This is a genomic window from Streptomyces sennicomposti (assembly GCF_019890635.1).
Lineage (GTDB): Bacteria > Actinomycetota > Actinomycetes > Streptomycetales > Streptomycetaceae > Streptomyces > Streptomyces sennicomposti.
This window is the reverse complement of sequence record NZ_JAIOAB010000003.1, coordinates 26,189-46,907: the sequence shown is the minus strand read 5'-3', so window position 1 is coordinate 46,907 and position 20,719 is coordinate 26,189. Positions and strand designations below refer to the sequence as shown.

General features: G+C 74.3%; 20 protein-coding genes. 7 read left to right on the top strand and 13 right to left on the bottom strand.

The genetic code is table 11. The annotated features are described in order from the left end of the window. Window positions 1–59: 59 nt before the first annotated feature. A complete protein-coding gene (locus K7787_RS02325) occupies window positions 60–497 on the top strand; it encodes a cell division protein SepF (protein WP_019986234.1) in 438 nt (145 codons plus the stop codon). Between the two features lie 36 nt (window positions 498–533). Here K7787_RS02325 and K7787_RS02320 read toward each other — a convergent pair whose 3' ends face one another. Both K7787_RS02320 and K7787_RS02315 read right to left on the bottom strand, forming a co-directional pair. Continuing rightward, a complete protein-coding gene (locus K7787_RS02320) occupies window positions 534–1,730 on the bottom strand; it encodes an acyl-CoA dehydrogenase family protein (protein WP_223000337.1) in 1,197 nt (398 codons plus the stop codon). Between the two features lie 224 nt (window positions 1,731–1,954). Continuing rightward, entirely contained in the window at window positions 1,955–3,562 is a 1,608-nt protein-coding gene (locus K7787_RS02315; protein WP_009187842.1) for an MFS transporter, read from the bottom strand. Window positions 3,563–3,819: 257 nt separating this feature from the next. On the opposite strand from K7787_RS02315, the gene K7787_RS02310 reads away from it, so the two are divergent. After that, complete coding sequence (locus tag K7787_RS02310) at window positions 3,820–5,169, top strand: putative hexosyltransferase (RefSeq protein WP_223000336.1); 1,350 nt, start codon at window positions 3,820–3,822, stop codon at window positions 5,167–5,169. 253 nt (window positions 5,170–5,422) lie between these two features. Beyond that, window positions 5,423–6,445, top strand: coding sequence for a phosphatase PAP2 family protein (locus tag K7787_RS02305; RefSeq protein WP_223000335.1), 1,023 nt, complete (start codon window positions 5,423–5,425; stop codon window positions 6,443–6,445). A gap of 34 nt (window positions 6,446–6,479) precedes the next feature. On the opposite strand, the gene K7787_RS02300 is transcribed toward K7787_RS02305, so the two are convergent. From K7787_RS02300 to K7787_RS02290, 3 genes are all read right to left on the bottom strand, one after another. Next, window positions 6,480–6,695 (bottom strand): I78 family peptidase inhibitor, encoded by a 216-nt coding sequence (locus K7787_RS02300; RefSeq protein WP_164391903.1) that lies wholly within the window; start codon window positions 6,693–6,695, stop codon window positions 6,480–6,482. A 375-nt stretch (window positions 6,696–7,070) separates the two neighbouring features. Continuing rightward, the gene (locus K7787_RS02295; protein WP_009187845.1) at window positions 7,071–8,108 is read right to left on the bottom strand and encodes a helix-turn-helix transcriptional regulator; all 1,038 of its coding nucleotides are present in this window, start codon (window positions 8,106–8,108) and stop codon (window positions 7,071–7,073) included. Window positions 8,109–8,295: 187 nt separating this feature from the next. Next, entirely contained in the window at window positions 8,296–9,018 is a 723-nt protein-coding gene (locus tag K7787_RS02290) for a LysM peptidoglycan-binding domain-containing protein (RefSeq protein WP_223000334.1), read from the bottom strand. A gap of 571 nt (window positions 9,019–9,589) precedes the next feature. On the opposite strand from K7787_RS02290, the gene K7787_RS02285 reads away from it, so the two are divergent. Together K7787_RS02285 and K7787_RS02280 are read left to right on the top strand one after the other, a co-directional pair. Then, window positions 9,590–10,423 (top strand): DUF8842 C-terminal domain-containing protein, encoded by an 834-nt coding sequence (locus K7787_RS02285; RefSeq protein ID WP_164391899.1) that lies wholly within the window; start codon window positions 9,590–9,592, stop codon window positions 10,421–10,423. Between the two features lie 38 nt (window positions 10,424–10,461). After that, complete coding sequence (locus K7787_RS02280) at window positions 10,462–10,830, top strand: hypothetical protein (protein ID WP_223000333.1); 369 nt, start codon at window positions 10,462–10,464, stop codon at window positions 10,828–10,830. Between the two features lie 87 nt (window positions 10,831–10,917). Here the strand turns inward: K7787_RS02280 and der are convergent, their stop codons facing one another. The 5 genes from der to aroH form a co-directional block, all read right to left on the bottom strand. Further along, window positions 10,918–12,402, bottom strand: a complete 1,485-nt coding sequence (gene der / locus K7787_RS02275) for a ribosome biogenesis GTPase Der (protein ID WP_009187849.1) — start codon at window positions 12,400–12,402, stop codon at window positions 10,918–10,920. 78 nt (window positions 12,403–12,480) lie between these two features. Beyond that, window positions 12,481–13,188 carry a lysophospholipid acyltransferase family protein gene (locus K7787_RS02270; RefSeq protein WP_199791300.1) on the bottom strand — a complete coding sequence of 236 codons (708 nt, stop codon included), beginning with the start codon at window positions 13,186–13,188 and terminating at the stop codon, window positions 12,481–12,483. Continuing rightward, on the bottom strand, window positions 13,146–13,841 hold the full coding sequence (gene cmk, locus K7787_RS02265) for a (d)CMP kinase (RefSeq protein WP_019986244.1): 696 nt from the start codon (window positions 13,839–13,841) through the stop codon (window positions 13,146–13,148). The genes K7787_RS02270 and cmk overlap by 43 nt, the downstream gene beginning before the upstream one ends. Window positions 13,842–14,057: 216 nt before the next feature. Further along, window positions 14,058–15,143 (bottom strand): prephenate dehydrogenase, encoded by a 1,086-nt coding sequence (locus K7787_RS02260; protein WP_223000332.1) that lies wholly within the window; start codon window positions 15,141–15,143, stop codon window positions 14,058–14,060. Further along, window positions 15,140–15,502 (bottom strand): chorismate mutase, encoded by a 363-nt coding sequence (aroH, locus tag K7787_RS02255; protein WP_223000331.1) that lies wholly within the window; start codon window positions 15,500–15,502, stop codon window positions 15,140–15,142. Before aroH ends, K7787_RS02260 begins: the two co-directional genes overlap by 4 nt. 269 nt (window positions 15,503–15,771) lie before the next feature. On the opposite strand from aroH, the gene K7787_RS02250 reads away from it, so the two are divergent. Both K7787_RS02250 and K7787_RS02245 read left to right on the top strand, forming a co-directional pair. Continuing rightward, window positions 15,772–16,242, top strand: coding sequence for a Rieske (2Fe-2S) protein (locus K7787_RS02250; protein WP_223000330.1), 471 nt, complete (start codon window positions 15,772–15,774; stop codon window positions 16,240–16,242). A 22-nt stretch (window positions 16,243–16,264) separates the two neighbouring features. Next, window positions 16,265–16,981, top strand: coding sequence for a nucleotidyltransferase domain-containing protein (locus tag K7787_RS02245; protein ID WP_223000329.1), 717 nt, complete (start codon window positions 16,265–16,267; stop codon window positions 16,979–16,981). On the opposite strand, the gene K7787_RS02240 is transcribed toward K7787_RS02245, so the two are convergent. Genes K7787_RS02240 through K7787_RS02230 form a run of 3 tightly spaced genes read right to left on the bottom strand, consistent with a single transcriptional unit; the run spans window position 16,978 to window position 19,828 of the window. Continuing rightward, window positions 16,978–18,045: a pseudouridine synthase gene (locus K7787_RS02240; RefSeq protein WP_164391892.1), complete on the bottom strand. Its 1,068-nt coding sequence runs from the start codon at window positions 18,043–18,045 to the stop codon at window positions 16,978–16,980. The genes K7787_RS02245 and K7787_RS02240 overlap by 4 nt on opposite strands. Further along, complete coding sequence (gene scpB, locus K7787_RS02235) at window positions 18,045–18,731, bottom strand: SMC-Scp complex subunit ScpB (RefSeq protein ID WP_009187857.1); 687 nt, start codon at window positions 18,729–18,731, stop codon at window positions 18,045–18,047. The genes K7787_RS02240 and scpB overlap by 1 nt, the downstream gene beginning before the upstream one ends. Then, window positions 18,728–19,828: a segregation and condensation protein A gene (locus K7787_RS02230; RefSeq protein WP_247720490.1), complete on the bottom strand. Its 1,101-nt coding sequence runs from the start codon at window positions 19,826–19,828 to the stop codon at window positions 18,728–18,730. Before K7787_RS02230 ends, scpB begins: the two co-directional genes overlap by 4 nt. Between the last annotated feature and the right edge of the window lie 891 nt (window positions 19,829–20,719).

Below are 20,719 nucleotides of genomic sequence, written 5' to 3'. Positions count from 1 at the left end.
ATCATGGATGACCATAGGGATGCGGAAAGCACGAAAGACCGCTGTGAGAGGAGGCGTCCATGGGATCGGTACGCAAGGCGAGTGCGTGGCTCGGCCTCGTCGACGACAACGAAGACGAGCGCTACTACGACGACGACTACTCCGAGGGAGCCGAGTCCGGGGACGCCTGGGTCACCGACCCGCGGGTGAAGGTCGCCACGGACACGGCCGAGGAGAAGGGCCGCCGGATCGGCACGGTGACGCCGGACAGCTTCCGCGACGCCCGCGCCATCGGCGAGCTGTTCCGCGACGGGGTGCCGGTGATCGTGAACCTGACGGCCATGGAGCCGGGCGACGCCAAGCGCGTGGTCGACTTCGCGGCCGGTCTGGTCTTCGGGCTGCGCGGCTCCATCGACCGCGTCTCCACCCGGGTCTTCCTGCTGTCCCCCGCCGACACCGAGATCGTCAGCGGGGACCCCGCGGCGTACCGGTCGGACGGCTTCTTCAACCAGAGCTGAGGCAGGGCCGCACACCGGCCCTGCCCCGTCCGGGGCTCACCGGAAGGCGTCGAGACCGGTGAGCGCCTTGCCCAGCACGAGCTGGTGCATCTCGACGGTGCCCTCGTAGGTGAGCACCGACTCCAGGTTGGTCGCGTGCCGCATCACGGGGTACTCCAGGGAGATCCCGTTGGCGCCGAGGATCGTGCGCGCCGTGCGGCAGATCTCGATCGCCTCCCGCACGTTGTTGAGCTTGCCGAAGCTGACCTGCTCGGGACGCAGGCGGCCGGCGTCCATGCGCCGCCCCAGATGGTGGGCGAGCAGGATCCCCTTGTGCAGTTCGACCGCCATGTCGGCGAGTTTGGCCTGGGTGAGCTGGAAGCCGCCGATGGGCCTGCCGAACTGCTCGCGCGACTTCGCGTACTCCACGGCGGCCTCGAAGCTGGAGCGGGCCGCGCCCATCGCGCCCCAGACGATGCCGTAGCGGGCGTGGGAGAGGCAGCTGAGCGGGCCGCGCAGCCCGGTGACCTCGGGCAGGACGGCGTCGGCGGGCAGCCGTACGTCGTCGAGGACGAGTTCGCTGGTGACGGAGGCGCGCAGCGACCACTTGTGCTTGATCTCGGGGGCCGAGAAGCCGGGGGTGTCGGTGGGGACGGCGAAGCCGCGGATGCCGTCCTCGGTCTGCGCCCAGACGACGGCGACGCCGGCCACGGAGCCGTTGGTGATCCACATCTTGCGGCCGTTCAGGACCCAGTCGCTCCCGTCCCGCTTGGCGTGGGTGCGCATGGCGGCGGGGTCGGAGCCGTGGTCGGGCTCGGTCAGGCCGAAGCAGCCGATCACCTCGCCGGCCGCCATCGCGGGCAGCCAGCGCTGCTTCTGCTCCTCGGAGCCGAAGCGGTGGACGGCGTACATGGCGAGGGAGCCCTGTACGGAGACCAGCGACCGGATGCCGGAGTCGGCGGCCTCCAGCTCCAGACAGGCCAGCCCGTACTGGACGGCGCTCGCGCCCGCGCAGCCGTAGCCGGTCAGGGACATCCCGAGGGCGCCGATCGAGCCCAGCTCGCGGGCCAGCTCCCGGATGCCGGGCAGCTCGCCCCGCTCGTACCACTCGGCGATGTGCGGCAGCACGCGGTCGGCGGCCCAGCCGCGCACGGTGTCGCGGACGGCGAGGTCCTCCGGCTCCAGCAGGTCGTCCATCCCGAGCGGGTCGGTGGGGTCGAACGGGGGCAGCGACGATTTCGACGACGCCGGCATGGGCACCTCCGACTAGGAAACTAGCACCGCTAGTTAAGCGACTCTGGCGCTGACGTTACGACGCCAGGCCCCCGGCGTCCAGCGTCCCCGGCGCCGGACGGCGTCCGCGCCCGGCGCACCGGCGGCACGGCGCCCCCGGCGGCACAGCGCCCCGGTGGCGCGCGGCACCCCGGTGGCGCGCGGTGCCCCCGCGCCCGGCGCCCTCCCCGCGGCGCGCACCGCGCTCACGCCGATACGCGCGGCCGCTCGGCCTCCCGCTGCACGGGCAGCTCCACCGGCTCCTCCTCGGCCTCGCACTGCATCGCCCGCGGCAGCCGGCACGCGGCGACCGCGCCGAGCAGCAGCAGGACGGCGCTGACCAGCAGCGTCACATGCAGTCCGTGCACGAAGGAGTCGCGGGCCGCGCGCCGCAGCGCCTGTCCCGGCGCCCCGCCGAGCCGTCCGGCCACCTCGTAGGCCTCCCCCAGCGAGTGCGACGCCGCCGCCGAGTCCGCCGCCGGCACGCCCGGCACCCGCGCGAGCCCGGGGGCGTAGGCCGCGTTCATCACCGTGCCGAGGAGCGCGATGCCCATGCCCGCACCCAGCTGGTAGGAGGTCTCGCCGATCGCCGCGGCCCCGCCCGCCCGGTCCGCCGGCGCCTCGCTCAGCATCGACTCGTACGCCCCGAACAGCGTCGTCTCCAGGCCGAAGCCGAGCAGCACGAACCCGGTCAGCAGCAGCCCGGCGTCGTCCCGGCCGCCCATCGCGGTCAGCGTCAGCACCGCGGCGGCGGTCAGGCAGAAGCCCGCGCACACCGTCCGGCGCGGCCCGAACCGCCTGAGCAGCCGCGCGCCGAGCAGCCCGGCCGCCATCGCGGCGAAGGTCAGCGGCAGCAGCCTGAGGCCGGTGCCCAGCGGCGACAGGCCCAGCACCAGCTGGAGGTACTGCGCCGCGATCAGCTCCAGGCCGACCAGCGCCAGCATCGCCAGCACGATGCAGCCCACCGCCGTGCTGAACGCGGGCCGCGCGAACATCCCGAGGTCCACCAGCGGATGCCTCCGGCGCCGCTGCCGCCGCACGAACGCCACCAGCAGCGCCGCCCCGGCCAGCAGCGGCCCCAGGGTGAGCACGCCGAGTACGTCCTCACCGCCGCCGAGCCGCTTCACCCCGAGGACCGCGCCGAACAGGCCGACCGCCGCCATCAGGGCGCCGGTCACGTCCCAGGGGCCGTCGCGCTCGCCGGTCGACTCGGGCAGCAGCAGCCGGCCCACCGGCAGGCTGACCAGCATCAGCGGGATGTTGACGAGGAAGACCGAGCCCCACCAGAAGTGTTCGAGGAGGAAGCCGCCGAGCAGCGGCCCGACGGCCGCGCCCACCGCGGCGACCGCGCTCCAGACGCCGATGGCGACCGCCCGCTCGCGCCGGTCGGGGAAGACCTGCCGCAGGATCGACAGCGTGGCCGGCATGATCATGGCGCCGCCGACGCCGAGCAGCGCCCGGGCCAGGATCAGCGTCAGCGGGTTCGGCGCGAAGGCCGCCACGGCGGAGGCGACGCCGAAGGCGCCGTAGCCGAGCAGCAGGACCCGTCTGCGGCCCACCCGGTCGCCGAGCGTGCCGAACAGGATCAGCAGCGAGGCGCAGACCAGCGGATAGGTGTCGACGATCCAGAGCAGTTCGATGGCGCCGGGCCTGAGGTCCTCGGTGACGGCGGGCACCGCCACGTGCAGCACGGTCGCGTCCACCGCGACCAGCAGCAGGCTGACGCAGAGCACGACCAGGACGGCCCAGCGGTTCGCACCGGCTCCGGCCACCCGACTGCGCAGCCGGGCGGGGACCGTGGTCGTCCCGGACATGTGCGTACCTCCCAGATGAGCCCTCGCGTCCGGCGGGTCCGCGGGGCGGGGACTCCCCACGGCTCGGCCTGAGGGGAGCGGCGCCTCAGGCCCGCACGACGGTGCGAGTGACACGTCAGCGTACGCGAGGGAGCCCGGGGCGCACGTGGCCCACCTCTCACACGTCGCGCGGAACGCGTGTGGCGTGCGCCACGCCCCCACCGGGGAGCACGCCCCGGCCGGCGGGCCGGTTCCGGCCCCGGTCGATAATCGAGCCCGTGATCGATCAAGCGACGCGTGCCGCGCCGGCCCGGCCCACGGCCCTGCGCCGGGCCGCCCCGGCCCTCCTCGGGTACGCGGCCGTGCGCGCCCTGGGCCTGCTGACCCTGGCGGTGTGGAGCGCCGCGCGCGGCAAGAGCGCGTACACCCTGCTCACCGCCCGCTGGGACTCCCTCTGGTACGCCAGGGTGGCCGGCGGCGGCTACGGCTACGAGGTGCGGCTCGCGAACGGCGACGTCCACTCCGACCTGGCCTTCTTCCCGCTGCTGCCCTGGCTGGAGCGGCTGCCGGCCGCGGTGGGCCCGCTGTCGTACGCCGACGCGGGCTTCGCCGTGAGCCTGCTCGCCTCGCTCGCCGCGGCGTGGGGGATCTTCGCGGTGGTCGAGCACGTCTACGACCGACGACGTCCTCTGTCCGAGGGCGGGGCGGGGGCCGACGGCGGGCGGGCCGGGCTGTTCGCCGTGCTGCTGTGGGCGGCGCTGCCGGTCGGGATCGTGCAGTCGATGGCGTACAGCGAGTCGCTGTTCACGGCGCTGGCCGCCTGGTCGCTGTACTGCGTGCTCACCGGCCGCTGGGTGGGCGCGGGCGCGCTGGCCCTGGCGGCGGGGCTGACCCGGCCGGTCGGACTCGCGGTGGTGGCCGCGGTGTGGGCGGCGGCCGTCGTCTCCTTCGTGCGCGAACGCGACCTCCTCGGGCGCGACGACGGCCTCCTCGGGCGCGACGGCGACCTGCCGGGGGACGACGGCGTCTCCTCCGGCCGCGAACGCGGCTCTTTCGTGCGCAACGGGAGCGCGCCCGGCCCGCACGGCGCGCGCAGCACCCCGCGCGCCCCGGCGTCCGCCCCCCGCTCCCCCGTCCGCCGCGTCCTCGGCATGCTGCTCGCGCCGCTCGGCGCCGCCGGGTACGTCCTGTGGGTCGGCCGGCGCACCGGCGACGGCCTCTTCGGCTACTTCCACGTCCAGGCCGGCTGGCGCAACGGGTTCGACGGCGGCTACGCCTTCGCCCGCTTCGTCGCCGCCCAGCTCACCTCCTTCCCCGCCGCCCTGGCCGGGCTCGGCCTGATCGCCGGGGTCGGCCTGCTCGTGTGGCTGTACGTCGTCGGGGTGCGGCAGCGCCAGCCGCTGCCGCTGCTGGTGTACTCGGGCGTCGTCACCGCGCTGGCGCTGTGCGCGTCGAGCTACTTCGGCTCCAAGCCGCGCCTGCTGCTGCCCGCCTTCCCGCTGCTGCTGCCGCTCGCGGCGGCCCTCGCCCGGGCCCGCGTCTCCCGGTCGGCGCTGGTGACGGGCGCTCTCGCACTCGTCTCGGCGCTCTACGGGGCGTTCTGGCTGAACGGCTCCGGACCGCCATGATCGACTTCTTCGGGCGGCCGCCCGGCGCGCGCCGTGTACGAACGGTGAATTCCATCCGTGCGTTCGGCCAACGCATTCATAAGCGCCCGATAAAGGTACACCGGAATGATCAAAGGAAATGCAGGCCGGCGGGCGCACGTATTAGTGAATCCGGGGAAATAAAGACCCGTTGAGAGCAATCCCACATCACATCGTCATCACAAACCACGTGATGCGTCGGGGAACTGCCCTCACTCGCTGTAACGTCGATTAGGTGCGTACCGAAGGAACCGTCACCCGCCTGGACCGGGTGTTCGCCAGGCTGGACCGTGAGCCGCACCGGCCGGCGCACATCGACGTGCCGCGCATGAGCCGGCACCGGTTCGTGCTGTTCTCGGCGATCCTCGCCTTCTACCTGGCGATCGTCTGGGCGGTGGTGACCACGTCCTGGCTGGTCCGCCTGGACTGGCAGGTCATGTTCTTCCGGCCGTACCAGCAGTGGCCGCAGATCCACGCGTTCCTCGACTACTACGTGGTGCTGGGGCAGCGCGGTCCGACCGCGGTGATGATCGCCTCCTGGCTGGGCTGGCGCTGCTGGCGGCAGCACACCCTGCGCCCGCTGCTCGTCCTCGCCACCTCGCTGCTGCTGCTGAACGTCACGGTCGGCGCCGCCAAGTACGGCATGGGGCGCCTGGGACCGCACTACGCGACCGTCATCGGCTCCAACGAGATGTGGCGCGGCGGCGATATATTTCCCAGCGGCCACACCGCCAACGCGGTGATGACCTACGGCGTCCTGGCCTATCTGGCCTCCACGCCGAGGGCGCGCCGCTGGCTGTCGGCGCTGTCGGCGGTGACCGCGCTCGGCGTCGGCCTCACCACCGTGTACCTCGGGACGCACTGGCTGAGCGACGTCCTCCTCGGCTGGGCCGCCGGGCTGCTGAACCTGCTGGCGCTGCCCTGGTTCGAGCCGCTGATCGCCCGGACCGAGAACTGGCTCTTCGACCTGCGCGACCGCTGGCGCGCCCGGTACGGCCGCGCGGTGCCGGTGTCCGCGCCGGGTCTTCCCGCCGGTGCGCCCGGGATGCTCAAGCCGCGCTCCCCCGCCCCCGAGGAGGCCCCGGCGGGCCGCGAGACGGTCGGCGCGGGCCGCTCGGCCCGGCCGCCGGCCTTCCACCACGCGCCCGCCCCGCACACGACGAGGGCGGAGCGCGCCCCGGTCACCCCGGCCGGCAGCCGCCGGCCGCCGCACTCCGACCGCGTCCCGCACAGCACCACCACCGCGGGCCGCCCCTGACGGCCCGTGCCCGGCAGGGCGGGCCGCCGCCCGGTCAGCCCTTCCAGGCCCGGGCCACCCGGCCGTCCGCCACCTCGAAGTTCAGCCGCCCGTACCGGTACTCCATGGTGATGACCGTGCCCGGCTCCAGTGAGCGCACGGTGGTCCAGCCGCGTCGCCGCGCGAGCCGCTCGGCCTCCGCGGCCTCCAGGCCGACGTACCCTTCCGGACTGTCCTGCGGCTCCGCGGGCGGAGTGGGAATCGGTGCCATACGGCCACGCTAGGGCCTGCGCCGCCGACGGGGGAAGCCCCGCCGGACACCCGCAGTGACCTGCCCCGGGCGTCCCCCGCACCCCCTCTGTCACATTTCTGTCACAGGAGGACGACCCGCGGGCCCGATGAACTCCCCCGGCCGGACCCGGCTCCGGGTCCGCCTTGTACGGCCATTCGAACGGAATTCCCCCCGCCCGGCCGAGGCCCGTCACCGTCCGTTCGCGCACCCGGTCGAGGCCGCCGGAAAAGAACGGCGGAAAGGGCCCGCAGATCCCTTCGCTGCGCGTTCGCGGACGAGTCCGGAGAGGCTTTGCGCCCTCGGCGCGCGGGCATTCCGGCGGCTCGGCGAAACCCCCCGGGGCACACAGGAATTTCACGGTTCCGGCACAGCGCCCCCGCCCCGCGCCGTGCCGTCCCGGCCGCTCCGCTCGTCCCGGTCGTCCGGTCCGCCGCGGGCCAGGGCGGCGTCCAGCCGGTCCCGGGCCGCCCTGATCGCACCGGTCAGGGCGGCGGGCTCCAGCACCTCGAACGGGAGCCCCGTCATCATCAGGTGGACGACCATCGCGTCCAGGCTGGCGGCGCCGGCGCGCAGCACGCAGGTGTCCGGCCCGTCCGGTTCCAGCGTCCCGGCCGAGGGCGAGACCCGCTCGGCCGCCTCCGCGTGCGGCACCAGCAGCCGGACGGCGGCCTGCCGGGCGTACACCCGCCGGGAGACGCCCTCGGAGACATAGGCGGCGAGGTCCTCGGCGGGCGGGGTGCGCGGCGCGCACCGCGGACCGTGCGGCGGCCTGGGGGTGACGCGGTCGACGCGGAAGGTCCGCCAGTCCTCGCGGTCGAGGTCCCAGGCGACCAGGTACCAGCGGTACTCGGTGCACACCAGCCGGTGCGGTTCGACGGTACGGCGGCTCACGGCGCCGTCGTGGCCCCGGTACTCGAAGCGCAGCCGCTCCCCGTCCCGGCACAGATGGGCCAGCTCGGTCAGGACGGCCGGGTCGACCGGGGACGGCCGGAAGGAGCGCAGCATCGGCACGGTGTAGTCGTTGAGGGCGCTCACCCGGCGGCGCAGCCGGGCCGGCAGCACCTGCTCCAGCTTGGCCAGCGCCCGTACGGAGGTCTCGCCGATGCCCTCGATGCCCTGCCCGGCGGCGGTGCGCAGCCCGACGGCGACGGCGACCGCCTCGTCGTCGTCGAGGAGCAGCGGGGGCAGTTCGGCGCCCGCGCCGAGCTGGTAGCCGCCGCCGGTGCCGGGACTGGCGTTGACCGGGTAGCCGAGGTCGCGCAGCCGGTCCACGTCCCGGCGCACCGTGCGCGCGGTGACGCCGAGCCGTTCGGCCAGTTCGGCCCCGGACCACTCGCGGTGGGCCTGGAGCAGGGAGAGCAGACGCAGCAGTCGAGCCGAGGTCTCCAGCATGGGGGCGAGTCTGCCAGGCGTCGCGGACGGCTTCTGTCCGCGAGCGGCCGCCCAGGGGCCCGGTTCGGGAGTACCGGAGTACCGGATTACGGGAGCGAGCGGGCCCCGCCCGGTCGAGGGACCGGGCGGGGCCTGGTGCTCCGGACGACGGAGCGGTGGCGCGGTGGCGCGCGGTGCGGTAGGGGGATCAGAGCACCAGGCGCTGGCCGGGCACGATCAGGTCGGGGTCGCCGCCGATGACGGACGCGTTGGCGGCGTAGAGCCGCTGCCAGCCGATCCCGTGCCGGGCGGCGATGCCGCTCAGGGTGTCGCCGGCGCGGACGGTGTAGTCGCCGTGCGACCCGCCGCGCTGCGAGCGGCCGGTCCCGGTGGCCGGGGCGGTGTTCCGCGTCTCGCGCCGGGCCGTCTCGTGAGCGGACTCGTAGGAGCTGCGGGTCTTGTGCGGCTTGTACGTCGTCCCGGCGCCGGCCGAACCCGAACCGGAGGACGAGGACGAGCCGCCGGCGGAGCCGGCCGGTGCGCCGCCGGAGGCTCCGGCGCGGGCCGAGCACACGGGCCAGGCGCCCCAGCCCTGGGCCTGCTGGACCCGGGTGGCGACGGCGATCTGCTGCCCCCTGGAGGCCTGGTCGGCGCGGGCCGCGTAGGCGGTGCCGCCGTAGGCCCGCCAGGTCGAGGCGGCGAACTGGAGGCCGCCGTAGTAGCCGTTGCCGGTGTTGATGTGCCAGTTGCCGCCGCTCTCGCACCGGGCGATGCGGTCCCAGACGCCGCTGTCCGCGGCGTGGGCTCCGCCGGCCGCCGTCAGCAGGCCGAGCGGGGCGAGCAGGGCCGCCCCGGCGAGGACCGCCGTCGTCCGCGCCCTACGGGCGCCCTCGGGCTGGGAGTCGGCGTGGGTATAGGCACATTCGGACATGTAGATCCCTCTCGGACGACCCGGGGTACCCCGAGGCGAAGGCGCTCGTGCCGCGTGGGACGCGGCCGGTGCGCTCGCCCCGTCCGCCGTGCGGGGTCGTGCTGGGTGGTGCTGGGTGGTGCTGGGTGGTGCTGGGTGGTTCCCGGTGGTGCGGTCGGCGGACGTCCCCGGGCGGTGCTCGGTGCACCCGGCGGAGGAATGTAAGGAGCCCGACCGGTGCAGTTCAACCAAACGCCCGTTCCGGCAGGCCAGTTGAGGGTTACCGGCGGAAACGGCTTTTTTCGGCCACCCACTTCATTCCCTGATTTCCTGATTTGTCGACCAGCGCCGCCGTTCTCTTGTGACCCACTTCACCCGGTCAAGCCCCTTTACAGGACGCCGAGTTGACGGGGAGTGGCGGGTTCCGCACCCGAAGTGACCGTGGGCGCAGGATGGTTCGATTCCGTTCGCCGTAGTGCGTGACTCCCGCCACAGGTCCTCCGTTGTCTTCTTCATGAGCCGGGGGCCCTCCCGGTTCCTGGGCCGGGAGCCACCCGGTCCCGCCACGCACCGCATCCCGAGGGAGCCACCCGTGCCGCGCATGCTCGACGTCAGCGACGCCGTACGCGCCGAGATCGGCGACGAAGAGGCCGACCGGCTGCTCGCCGGAGACAACGCCCCGGGCAGTTACGACTGCACGTCCTGCCGCACCCCCGGCGACTCCGCCCAGGAGCGCACCAGCACCGTCCTGTTCGTGGGCGACGAGACCGCCGTCCTCGCCTTCGCCCACGCCACCTGCCTGCCCTCGCAGGTCGTCCAGGTCACGGAGGAGCAGCTGCGCGGCGCGGTGCGCTCCATCAACGCGGACGCGGGCGTCCCCGGGGGTGCGCCCGCGCAGTCCGTGCCGCAGCAGGGCGCGCCCCAGCAGACCGCGCCCCCGAACGCCGCCCCGGAGCAGGCGGTTCTGGGGGTGACCAGCGGACTGGTGCTGATCGCCGGGGAGTTGCACCCCGCGCTCGTCGTCGAGCCGACCGCCCCCATCGTGCGCCCGGGCAGCACCGGTCCGGGCGACGAGTTCCTCCAGCTCCTGGTGGAGCAGGGCTACCAGCCGGTGCCCGCCCTGGACTCCGTGCCGCCGGTGCTGCACGGCTGGTCGGTGCTGCTGGCCGTGGGGCAGCTGCACGCCGTCCTGCAGCCCGGGACGGACGGCGGCCGGCCGGTGGCCTGGTGGCAGGCGCACCAGCCGCTCCAGGTCACCGACGGCTGGCGGGCCGCCGCCAACAAGCACCAGCAGGTGCTGCTGTACGCCGCGCCGGTCGGCTCCATCGGCCGCCAGCCGCGCGAGGACCTGCTGCGCGACGCGCTGGACAAGGCGGCGGCCCAGGGACGGCTGGTCGCGGCCACGCTGCCGCTGGCCGGCACCTGAGCCCGCATCCCTTCCGGCCCGGGGTCGTTTGGACATACGTGCACGCATACGACGTTCCCCGCCGCCAGCCGTACCCGCCGACCCGGTCCTCCGCGCGCCCCGTCCAGGATCCCCACGGCGGGCCCTCGGCCACGCCGATCTACGACGCGCTCTACGCCGAGTACGTCAAGTCCTACCGCACGGTGCCGTTCGACCACAGCGGCGAGGAGGACCTGGGTTTCGTCGCGTTCGGCAACCTGTCGCACGGCGCGGGCTCGAACGCGTACGTCGCCTACGGCGGCGCGTACGGCGCCCGGCACGGCGGCCAGCAGCAGGCGCAGTGGCAGCGCGTGGGGACGCTGGGGCGGCCGGACTCCGGCACGCACCACGTCCCGGCGGCGCTGCCGCCCGCCCGCCGCGGCGACTGAGCGCCCGAGGGCGGCTCACCGGCCCCCGCGGTGAACGGCGAGAGGGCGGCCCCCGGTGCGGGGGCCGCCCTCTCGCCGTTCACGTCGCTACTTCTTCTTGTTGCCGCGCTTCTCGCGGACCCGCACCGAGAGGTGGATCGGGGTCCCCTCGAAGCCGAACTCCTCGCGCAGCCGGCGCTCGATGAAGCGCCGGTAGCCGGCCTCGATGAAGCCGGAGGCGAACAGGACGAACCGCGGCGGCCTGGTGCCGGCCTGGGTGCCGAACAGGATGCGCGGCTGCTTGCCGCCCCGGATCGGGTGCGGGTGGGCGGCGACCAGCTCGCCGAGGAAGGCGTTCAGCCGGCCGGTCGGCACCCGGGTCTCCCAGCCGGCCAGCGCCGTCTCGATCGCCGGGACCAGCCTCTCCATGTGCCGTCCGGTGCGCGCCGAGACGTTCACCCGCGGCGCCCAGGCGATCTGCGCGAGGTCGGTCTCGATCTCCCGCTCCAGGTAGAAGCGGCGCTCCTCGTCCAGGGTGTCCCACTTGTTGTAGGCGACGACGAGCGCGCGGCCCGCCTCCACCGCCATGGTGATGATCCGCTGGTCCTGCACGGAGACGGACTCGGAGGCGTCGATCAGGACGACCGCCACCTCGGCCTTCTCCACGGCGGCGGCGGTGCGCAGCGAGGCGTAGTAGTCGGCGCCCTGCTGGAGGTGGACGCGCTTGCGGATGCCGGCGGTGTCCACGAACTTCCAGGTCTTGCCGCCCAGCTCGATCAGCTCGTCCACCGGGTCGCGGGTGGTGCCGGCCAGCTCGTCGACGACGACGCGCTCCTCGCCGGCCACCTTGTTCAGCAGCGAGGACTTGCCGACGTTGGGGCGGCCGATCAGGGCCACCCGGCGCGGGCCGCCGATGCCGGTGCCGCCGAACGTCTCGCGCGGCGCCTCGGGCAGCACCTCCAGGACGCGGTCCAGCATGTCGCCGGTGCCGCGGCCGTGCAGGGCCGAGACCGGGTGCGGCTCGCCGAGACCGAGCGACCACAGGTAGGCCGCGTCGGCCTCGCCGCTCTGGCCGTCCACCTTGTTGGCGCACAGCACCACGGGCTTGCCGGCCTTGCGCAGCAGCCGGACGACCGCCTCGTCGGTGTCGGTGGCGCCGACCTTGGCGTCCACCACGAAGACGACCGCGTCGGCGGCCTCGATGGCGTACTCGGCCTGCGCCGCCACGGAGGCGTCGATGCCGAGGACGTCCTGCTCCCAGCCGCCGGTGTCGACCACCTTGAAGCGGCGGCCCGCCCACTCGGCCTCGTAGGTGACGCGGTCGCGGGTGACGCCCGGCTTGTCCTCGACGACCGCCTCGCGGCGGCCGATGATCCGGTTCACCAGGGTCGACTTGCCGACATTGGGGCGGCCGACGACGGCGAGCACGGGCAGCGGTCCGTGACCGGCCTCCTCGATGGCGCCCTCGACGTCGGCGACGTCGAAGCCCTCTTCCGCGGCGAGCTGCATGAACTCCGCGTACTCGGCGTCGCCGAGCGCCCCGTGCTCGTGCTCGTGCTCGGCCGAGCCGTCGGGCTGGATGTCGTCGTTCATGAAGTCCGTACCTCGTAGTTCATCGTGGTGGTCGGTGGAGCGCCGCCGGTTCGCGGTGATCCACTACTCAAGTGTCACTCAGCGGCTGGTGAGCCGCCTGGCGTTTTCCAGGTGGGCGGAGAGCTGCTTCTGGATGCGCTCGGTGGCCTCGTCCAGCGCCTTGCGGGTGCGCCGTCCGGAGCCGTCGCCCGCCTGGAACGGGGCGCCGAAGACGACGTCCACGCGCGAGCGCAGCGGCGGCAGCGCCTTCACCAGTGTGCCGCCGCGGTCCGCGCTGCCGAGCACCGCCACCGGGACGATGGGCGCCCCGCTGCGGACCGCGAAGTAGGCGAGGCCCGCGCGCAGGGAGGCGAAGTCGCCCTCGCCCCGGGTGCCCTCCGGGAAGATGCCGAGGACCCCGCCGGCGTCCAGGACGCCTAGGGCCCGGGTGATGGCCGTGCGATCGGTGGTGTGGCGGTCCACCTGGAGCTGGCCGATGCCGGTCAGGAAGGAGCCGAGCGGGCCGACGAACGCCTCCTTCTTGATCAGGAAGTGCACCGGCCGGGGCGCCACGCCCATGACCATCGGGCCGTCGATGTTGTGCGAGTGGTTGACGGCGAGGATCGCCGGGCCGCTCGCGGGCACCTTCCAGGCACCCAGCACCCGCGGGCGCCACAGCCCGTACATCAGACCGACGCCGATCCGGCGGCCGACGTCGGCACCACGCTCCGACGGCGGGCCCGCCGGGCGCTCGGGCGGAACGCTCACTTCGCGGCTCGCTTCTCCTCGACGAGGGTGACGACGCACTCGATGACCTGGGCCAGGGTCAGGTCGGTGGTGTCCACCTCGACCGCGTCGTCGGCCTTGGCCAGCGGAGAGGTCTTGCGGCTGGAGTCGGCGGCGTCCCGCTTGATCAGGGCCTCGCGGGTGGCGTGGACGTCGGCGCCCTTCAGCTCGCCGCTGCGGCGGGCGGCCCGCGCTTCCGGGGAGGCGGTGAGGAAGATCTTCAGGTCGGCGTCGGGCAGCACGGTGGTGCCGATGTCGCGACCCTCGACGACTATGCCGGCCGGTGCGGCGGCGGCCAGCGTGCGCTGCAGCTCGGTGATGGTCGCCCGCACCTCCGGTACGGCGCTGACCGCGCTGACCTTGGAGGTGACCTCCTGGGTGCGGATCGGACCGGCCACGTCCACGCCGTCGACGGTGATCGTCGGGTGGGCCGGGTCGGTGCCGGAGACGATCTCGGGCTTGCCGGCCACGGCGGCGATCGCGGTCGGGTCGTCGATGTCGATGCCGTTGGTCACCATCCACCAGGTGATCGCCCGGTACTGGGCGCCGGTGTCGAGGTAGCTGAGGCCGAGCTGCGCGGCGACGGCCTTGGACGTGCTCGACTTGCCCGTGCCGGAGGGGCCGTCGATGGCGACAATCACGGGCGGGGCGGTCCGGGCGGCGCCGTTTTCCACAGCGGGGCACCTTCCTGGTGAAGGGTGGCGGACGGGTGGGCGGGACGCGAGGGCGCCCCGCACAAGGTTACTGGCTCCCCGACCCCCTCCTGACGGCCGAGGCCCCGGCTCTGGCGGCGGGATGACCGGTGGATCCGGGCCACGGCCGGGAGGCCGGTCCGGCCGGCCGCCCCCGCCCTGGCCCTATCCCACCTTTCGTCCCGGCCGGCGAAGCCGCTACTGGCGGACCGACCAGCCCCGTTCGCGGAGGGCCGCGGTGAGGACCGGGACGGCTTTCGGCTCGACCAGGAGCTGGACCAGGCCCGCCTGCTGTCCCGTCGCGTGCTCGATGCGCACGTCCTCGATGTTGACGCCGGCCAGCCCGGCGTCGGCGAAGATGCGGGCCAGCTGGCCGGGCTGGTCGTCGATGAGGACGACGACCGCCTCGTACGCCCGCGGCGCGGCCCCGTGCTTGCCGGGCACCCGGACCTGGCCGGCGTTGCCCCGGCGCAGCACGTCCTCGATGCCGGCGACGCCCTCGCGCCGCTCGTCCTGGTCGGCGGACTGCAGCGCGCGCAGCGACCGCACCGCCTCCTCCAGATCGGCGGCGACGTCGGAGAGCAGGTCGGCGACCGGCCCGGGGTTGGCGGAGAGGATGTCGATCCACATCCGCGGGTCGGAGGCGGCGATCCGGGTCACGTCCCGGATGCCCTGCCCGCACAGCCGTACGGCGGCCTCCTCGGCGTGCTCCAGGCGCGCGGCGACCATGCTGGAGACCAGGTGCGGCATGTGCGAGACCAGGGCGACGGCGCGGTCGTGGGCGTCGGCGTCCATGACGACGGGCACCGCACGGCAGTGCGAGACCAGCTCCAGGGCGAGGTTCAGGACCTCGGTGTCGGTGTCGCGGGTCGGGGTGAGCACCCAGGGGCGGCCCTCGAAGAGGTCGGCGGACGCGGCCAGCGGGCCGGACTTCTCCCGGCCCGACATGGGATGGGTGCCGATGTAGCCGGTCAGGTCCAGGCCCAGCGCCTGCAGTTCGCGGCGCGGGCCGCCCTTGACGCTGGCCACGTCCAGGTAGCCGCGGGCCACGCCCCGGCGCATGGTGTCGGCGAGGACGTCGGCCACGTACGCCGGCGGGGCGGCCACGATCGCGAGGTCCACCGGCCCGTCCGGGGCCTCGTCCGTGCCGGCGCCGAGCGCGGCGGCCGTACGGGCCTGTCCGGGGTCGTGGTCGGCCAGGTGCACGGTGACGCCGCGCGCGGTCAGGGCCAGGGCGGCGGAGGTGCCGATGAGGCCGGTGCCGATGACGAGTGCGGTCCTCACTGGGCGATGTCCTTGCGCAGGGCGGCGGCGGCGCCGAGGTAGACGTGGGCGATCTCGGAGCGCGGCCGGTCGGACTCGATGTGCGCGAGGACGCGCACCACGCGCGGCATGGCGCCCTCGATGTCCAGTTCCTGCGCGCAGATCAGCGGGACGTCGAGGATGCCGAGCCGGCGGGCCGCGGCGGCCGGGAAGTCGCTGTGCAGATCGGGGGTGGCCGTGAACCAGATGCTGATCAGGTCGTCGGCGGTCAGGCCGTTCCGTTCCAGGACGGCGGTGAGCAGGGCCTCCACCTGCTCGCTCATATGACCGGCCTCGTCCCGCTCCAGCTGGACGGCTCCCCGGACCGCTCGTACCGCCACGGCGCTGCTCCTTGCTGACATGGGTGTCGGACTCGGGCGCCCAGCCTAGTCAGCCGCGGTGCGGCGGGCGTGCGCCGCCCGGCCGCTGAGACGCCGCGGCCGCAGGCGGGAGGCTACGGGCCGGGACGGGATGCCGCGGGCAAAGGGAGGGAAAAGAACCATTCGCGGTACTCGCTGCCGATTTGCTTCGTCCTGGGACTTATCGATGGGAGGATGCTGCCGCTCCACTCGGAGCGATCTTCCTCCTCGGCACCCCTCGGAGCGACGGCATGACTCAGGGATCGACCGGATCGTCCCGGCGCACGGTTCTCGCGACGGGCGCGGCGGCGCTCGTGGCCGCCGGTTGCAGCGACTCGAACTCGTCCGACACCGGTTCGACCGAGCGGTCCCCCGCCGCCTCGGCGCCGGCCTCCTCCCCCGCCGCGGCCACCTCCGCCGCGCAGAGCGCCATGGCGCAGGAGCTGGCCGGCACGAGCGACATCCCCGTCGGCGGCGGCAAGGTCTTCGCCGAGCACAAGATCGTCGTCACCCAGCCGAAGAAGGGCGAGTTCAAGGCCTTCTCGGCGGTCTGCACCCACCAGGGCTGCACGGTGGCCAAGGTCGCGGACGGCACCATCGACTGCCCCTGCCACGGCAGCATGTTCCACATCGCCGACGGCACGGTGGCGCAGGGCCCGGCGACCCATCCGCTGGCCCCGAAGAAGATCGAGGTGGCGGGAAATTCCATCCGCCTGACGTGAGGGTGCGCGTACGCTCCGGGCCATGCAGCCCGAGGACCTGGTACGCGACCACACGATCTACGCCTGTGTGACGGGCTCGCGCGCCTTCGGGCTGGCCACGGACGACAGCGACACCGACCGCCGGGGCGTCTACGTCGCCCCCACCGCGCTGTTCTGGCGTTTCGACAAGCCGCCCGCGCACGTGGACGGCCCGCTGCCCGAGCAGTTCAGCTGGGAGCTGGAACGCTTCTGCGAACTGGCCCTGCGCGCCAACCCCAACATCCTGGAGTGCCTGCACTCCACGCTCGTCGAGCACGCCGACGCCACCGGCCGGGAACTGCTCGCCCTGCGGGAGGCGTTCCTGTCCCGCAGGGCGTACGAGAGCTTCACGGGCTACGCGCTCGGCCAGCGCCGCAAGCTCGACGCCGATCTGCGCACGCGCGGCGCCCCGCGCTGGAAGCACGCCATGCATCTACTGCGGCTGCTGATCAGCGCCCGCGATCTGCTGCGCACCGGCCGGCTCACCGTGGACGTGGGCGCGGAGCGCGAGGGCCTGCTGGCGGTCAAGCGCGGCGAGGTGCCCTGGCCGCGGGTCGAGGCCCGGATGGCGCGCCTGGCGGCCGAGGCCGAGACGGCCGCCGGGCGCACGCCCCTGCCGGCGGAACCCGATCACCGCCGCGTGGCGGACTTCCTGCACCGGGTCCGCCACGCCTCGGCCCTCCGGGAGCCGGTCCAGGGGCCCGGCGGCCTAGAGGCCTAGAGGTCGACTTCCTTCATCAGCATGCCGACCTCGGTGTTGGACAGCCGGCGCAGCCAGCCGGACTTCTGGTCGCCCAGGGTGATGGGGCCGAAGGCGGTGCGCACCAGCTTGTCGACGGGGAAGCCCGCCTCGGCGAGCATGCGGCGCACGATGTGCTTGCGGCCCTCGTGCAGGGTGACCTCGACGAGGTAGTTCTTGCCGGTCTGCTCGACCACCCGGAAGTGGTCCGCGCGCGCGTAGCCGTCCTCCAGCTGGATGCCGTCCTTCAGGCGCTTGCCGAGGTCGCGCGGGATCGGGCCGACGATGTGCGCGAGGTAGGTCTTGCGCACGCCGTACTTGGGGTGGGTGAGGCGGTGCGCCAGCTCGCCGTGGTTGGTGAGCAGGATGACGCCCTCGGTCTCGGTGTCGAGCCGGCCCACGTGGAACAGCCGCGTCTCGCGGTTGGTGACGTAGTCGCCGAGGCACTGGCGGCCCTCGGGGTCCTCCATGGTGGAGACGACGCCGGCGGGCTTGTTCAGCGAGAAGAACTGGTACGACTGCGTGGCCACGGTCAGGCCGTCGACCTTGACCTCGTCCTTCTCCGGGTCGACCCGCTTGCCCTGCTCCAGCACGATCTCGCCGTTGACCTCGACGCGGGCCTGCTCGATCAGCTCCTCGCAGGCGCGCCGCGAGCCGTAGCCGGCGCGGGCGAGGACCTTCTGGAGCCGCTCGCCCTCCTGCTCGGCGCCCGGGAAGGTCTTGGGCAGCTTGACGTCCTTCTTGCCGGCGTAGCGCTCGCGGTTGCGCTCCTCGGCCCGCGCCTCGTACTCGCGCGAGCGCGCCGGGGCCGTGCGGCCGCCGCGCTGCTGGCCCTGCTTGGGGCCGCCCTTGGCGCCGCCGCGGGCCGCTCCGCCGCGGCCCGCCTTCGGGCCGTCCTTCGTGGCGCCGGGGCCCACGTCGTAGCGGCGCTCCTCGGGGCGGGGCCTGCGGGGGCGGCCCTGCCCCTGCTTGTCGTCCCTGTCGTTGCCGGCGCCGCGGTGGTTGCCGCGCCCGCCGTGTCCGCCGTTACTGCCGCTGCTTCGCATCAAATGTCCGTCTGGTCGTCTGCGTCGTCGTACCCCCGGACGGTCGTCCGGGGACCCGGGCCGTCATCGGGGGCGTCCGGGTCGAACGACGGCACCCCTTCCTGGGTCTCGGCCTCGATCGCCTCCGCCTCCGGGAGGAAGGGCGCGAGCTCCGGGAGCTCGTCCAGACCGCGCAGGCCCATCCGCTCCAGGAAGTAGTTCGTCGTCGTGTACAGGATCGCACCTGTTTCGGGTTCCGTGCCCGCCTCCTGGACCAGCCCGCGCTGGAGCAGGGTGCGCATCACTCCGTCGCAGTTGACTCCGCGCACCGCGGAGACCCTGCTGCGGCTCACCGGCTGACGGTAGGCGACCACGGCCAGGGTCTCCAGCGCGGCCTGGGTGAGGCGGGCCTGCTGGCCGTCCAGGACGAATGTCTCCACGGCCGCCGCGTACTCGGGGCGGGTGTAGTAGCGCCAGCCGCCGGCGACCATCCGCAGCTCGAAGCCGCGGCCCTGCGCGGCGTACTCGTCGGCCAGCTCGCGCAGGGCGTCCGCGATCTGCCGCCGGGGGCGCTGGAGGGTCTTCGCCAGCTGTTCCTCGGTCGCGGGCTCGTCCACGACCATCAGGACGGCCTCCAGGGCGGGCTTGAGGTCGAGGTCGGCGACGCCGCGCGGCCCCGCCGGGACCTCGGTGGTCTCCTCGCTCACGGCTTGTTCTCCTCCTTGGACTTCTCGGGCCGCTCGGGCGGTCGGTCGAACTCGTCGGTGACCCGCGGCGTACCGTCGCCGTCGCCGCCGGTCCAGCGCACGGTCAGCTCGCCGAGGGCACTCTCCTGCTCCAGGGCGACGGCCTTCTCCCGGTACAGCTCCAGCAGGGCGAGGAAGCGGGCGACCACGGTCAGGGTGTCGTCGGTGTCCTCGACCAGGGTGCGAAAGCCCGCCTCGCCCAGCTCGCGCAGCCTGGCCACCACGATCGCGGCCTGCTCCTGCACGCTGACCAGGGGGGCGTGGATGTGGTCGACGTACACCTGCGGCTTGGGCTTCGGCTGCATCGCCTTGACGGCGAGCCGGGCGAAACCGTCCGGGCCGATGCTGATGACGACCTCGGGCAGCAGTTCGGCGTGGTGGGGTTCGAGGCCGACGGTACGGGGGTAGCGGCGCGCCTCCTCGTCCAGGCGGCGGTTGAAGATGTCGGCGATCTGCTTGTACGCCCGGTACTGGAGCAGGCGCGCGAAGAGCAGGTCGCGGGCCTCCAGCAGGGCGAGGTCGGCCTCGTCCTCCACCTCGGCGGCGGGCAGCAGCCGGGCGGCCTTGAGGTCGAGCAGCGTGGCGGCGACGACCAGGAACTCGGTCGTCTCGTCCAGGTCCCAGTCCGGCCCCATCGCCCGGATGTACGCCATGAACTCGTCGGTCACCTTCGACAGCGCGACCTCGGTGACGTCCAGCTTGTGCTTGGCGATCAGCTGGAGCAGCAGATCGAAGGGACCCTCGAAGTTGGAGAGCCGCACCTTGAAAACCCCGGCCCCCTCCCCGTCCCCCGCCTCACCGCCATCCGCCTCTGCGGTCGCCGGGACGGCAGCGGCCTCCGGCCGGGGGGTGCGGGGGTCGGCCTCCAGCCGGGATGTGGGTGGTTCGGCCTGCGGCCGGGAGATGCCCGGGCGGGCCTCCAGCCGGGGCGCGGGCGGCTCGGCCTCCAGCCGGGGCGCGGGCGGGTCGGCCCCCAGCCGGGAGGCGCGCGGGGCGGCCTCCGGCCAGGAATTGCGGGCGTCGGCCTCCGGCCGGGGGGTGCGCGGGTCAGCCTCCATCTGGGGATTGCGGGCGTCGGCCTGCGGCCGGTGGGTGCGCGGGTCGGCCTCCGGCCGGGACGCGGGTGGCTCGGCCTCCAGGCGGGAGGTGCCCGGGTCGGCCTCCAGCCAGGAGGCGGGTGGTTCGGCCTGCGGCCGGGAGATGCCCGGGCGGGCCTCCAGCCGGGGCGCGGGTGGCTCGGCCCCCAGCCGGGAGGTACGCGCGTCGGCCTCCAGCCGGGAGGCGGGTGGCTCGGCCTCCAGCCGGGAGGCGCGCGGGGCGGCCTCCGGCCGGGATGTGGGTGGTTCGGCCTGCGGCCGGGAGGTGCCCGGGCGGGCTTCCGGCCCGGGGGCGTTCGGGGCGAGCCCCACCCCGGGGGCGTCCGGGTCGGTCTTCTGCCGGGCCGTGGCCGGGGCGTCGGTCTCGGGCCGGGCCGCGCGCGGCCCGGCCTCCGGACCCGCGCCGACGGCGGACGTCGCGGAACGCCGCCGTTCCACCGGCTCCACCGGCTCCACCGGATCGGCAGGCGCTGCCGGCGCCGTCGGCGCCTCGGGCCGTACCCCCTCGGCAGACGCCGCCTCGCCGAGCACCGTCTCAGCAGGAGCCGTAGGCGCTTCCACCGCCTCCGGCTCATGGCGCACCCCAGGCGCCTCAACCCGCACCGACCCGTCGGGCGCCGCCTCGGCAGGCGCCGCGGGCGCTTCCACCGGCTCCGGGCCGTCCGGCGCCGTGGGCGTCTTCGCCCGCGCCGGTCCCTCGGGGGCCGCGGGCGACTCCGCCCGCACCGGGCCACCGGGCGCCGCGGGCCCGCCGGCTGCCGCAAGCCCGTCGAGCACCGCAGGTCCCTCAGGCGCCGTAGGCGCTTCCGGTCGGACCGGTTCGTCCGGCGTCGTCGGGGGCTCGGGCGGGGC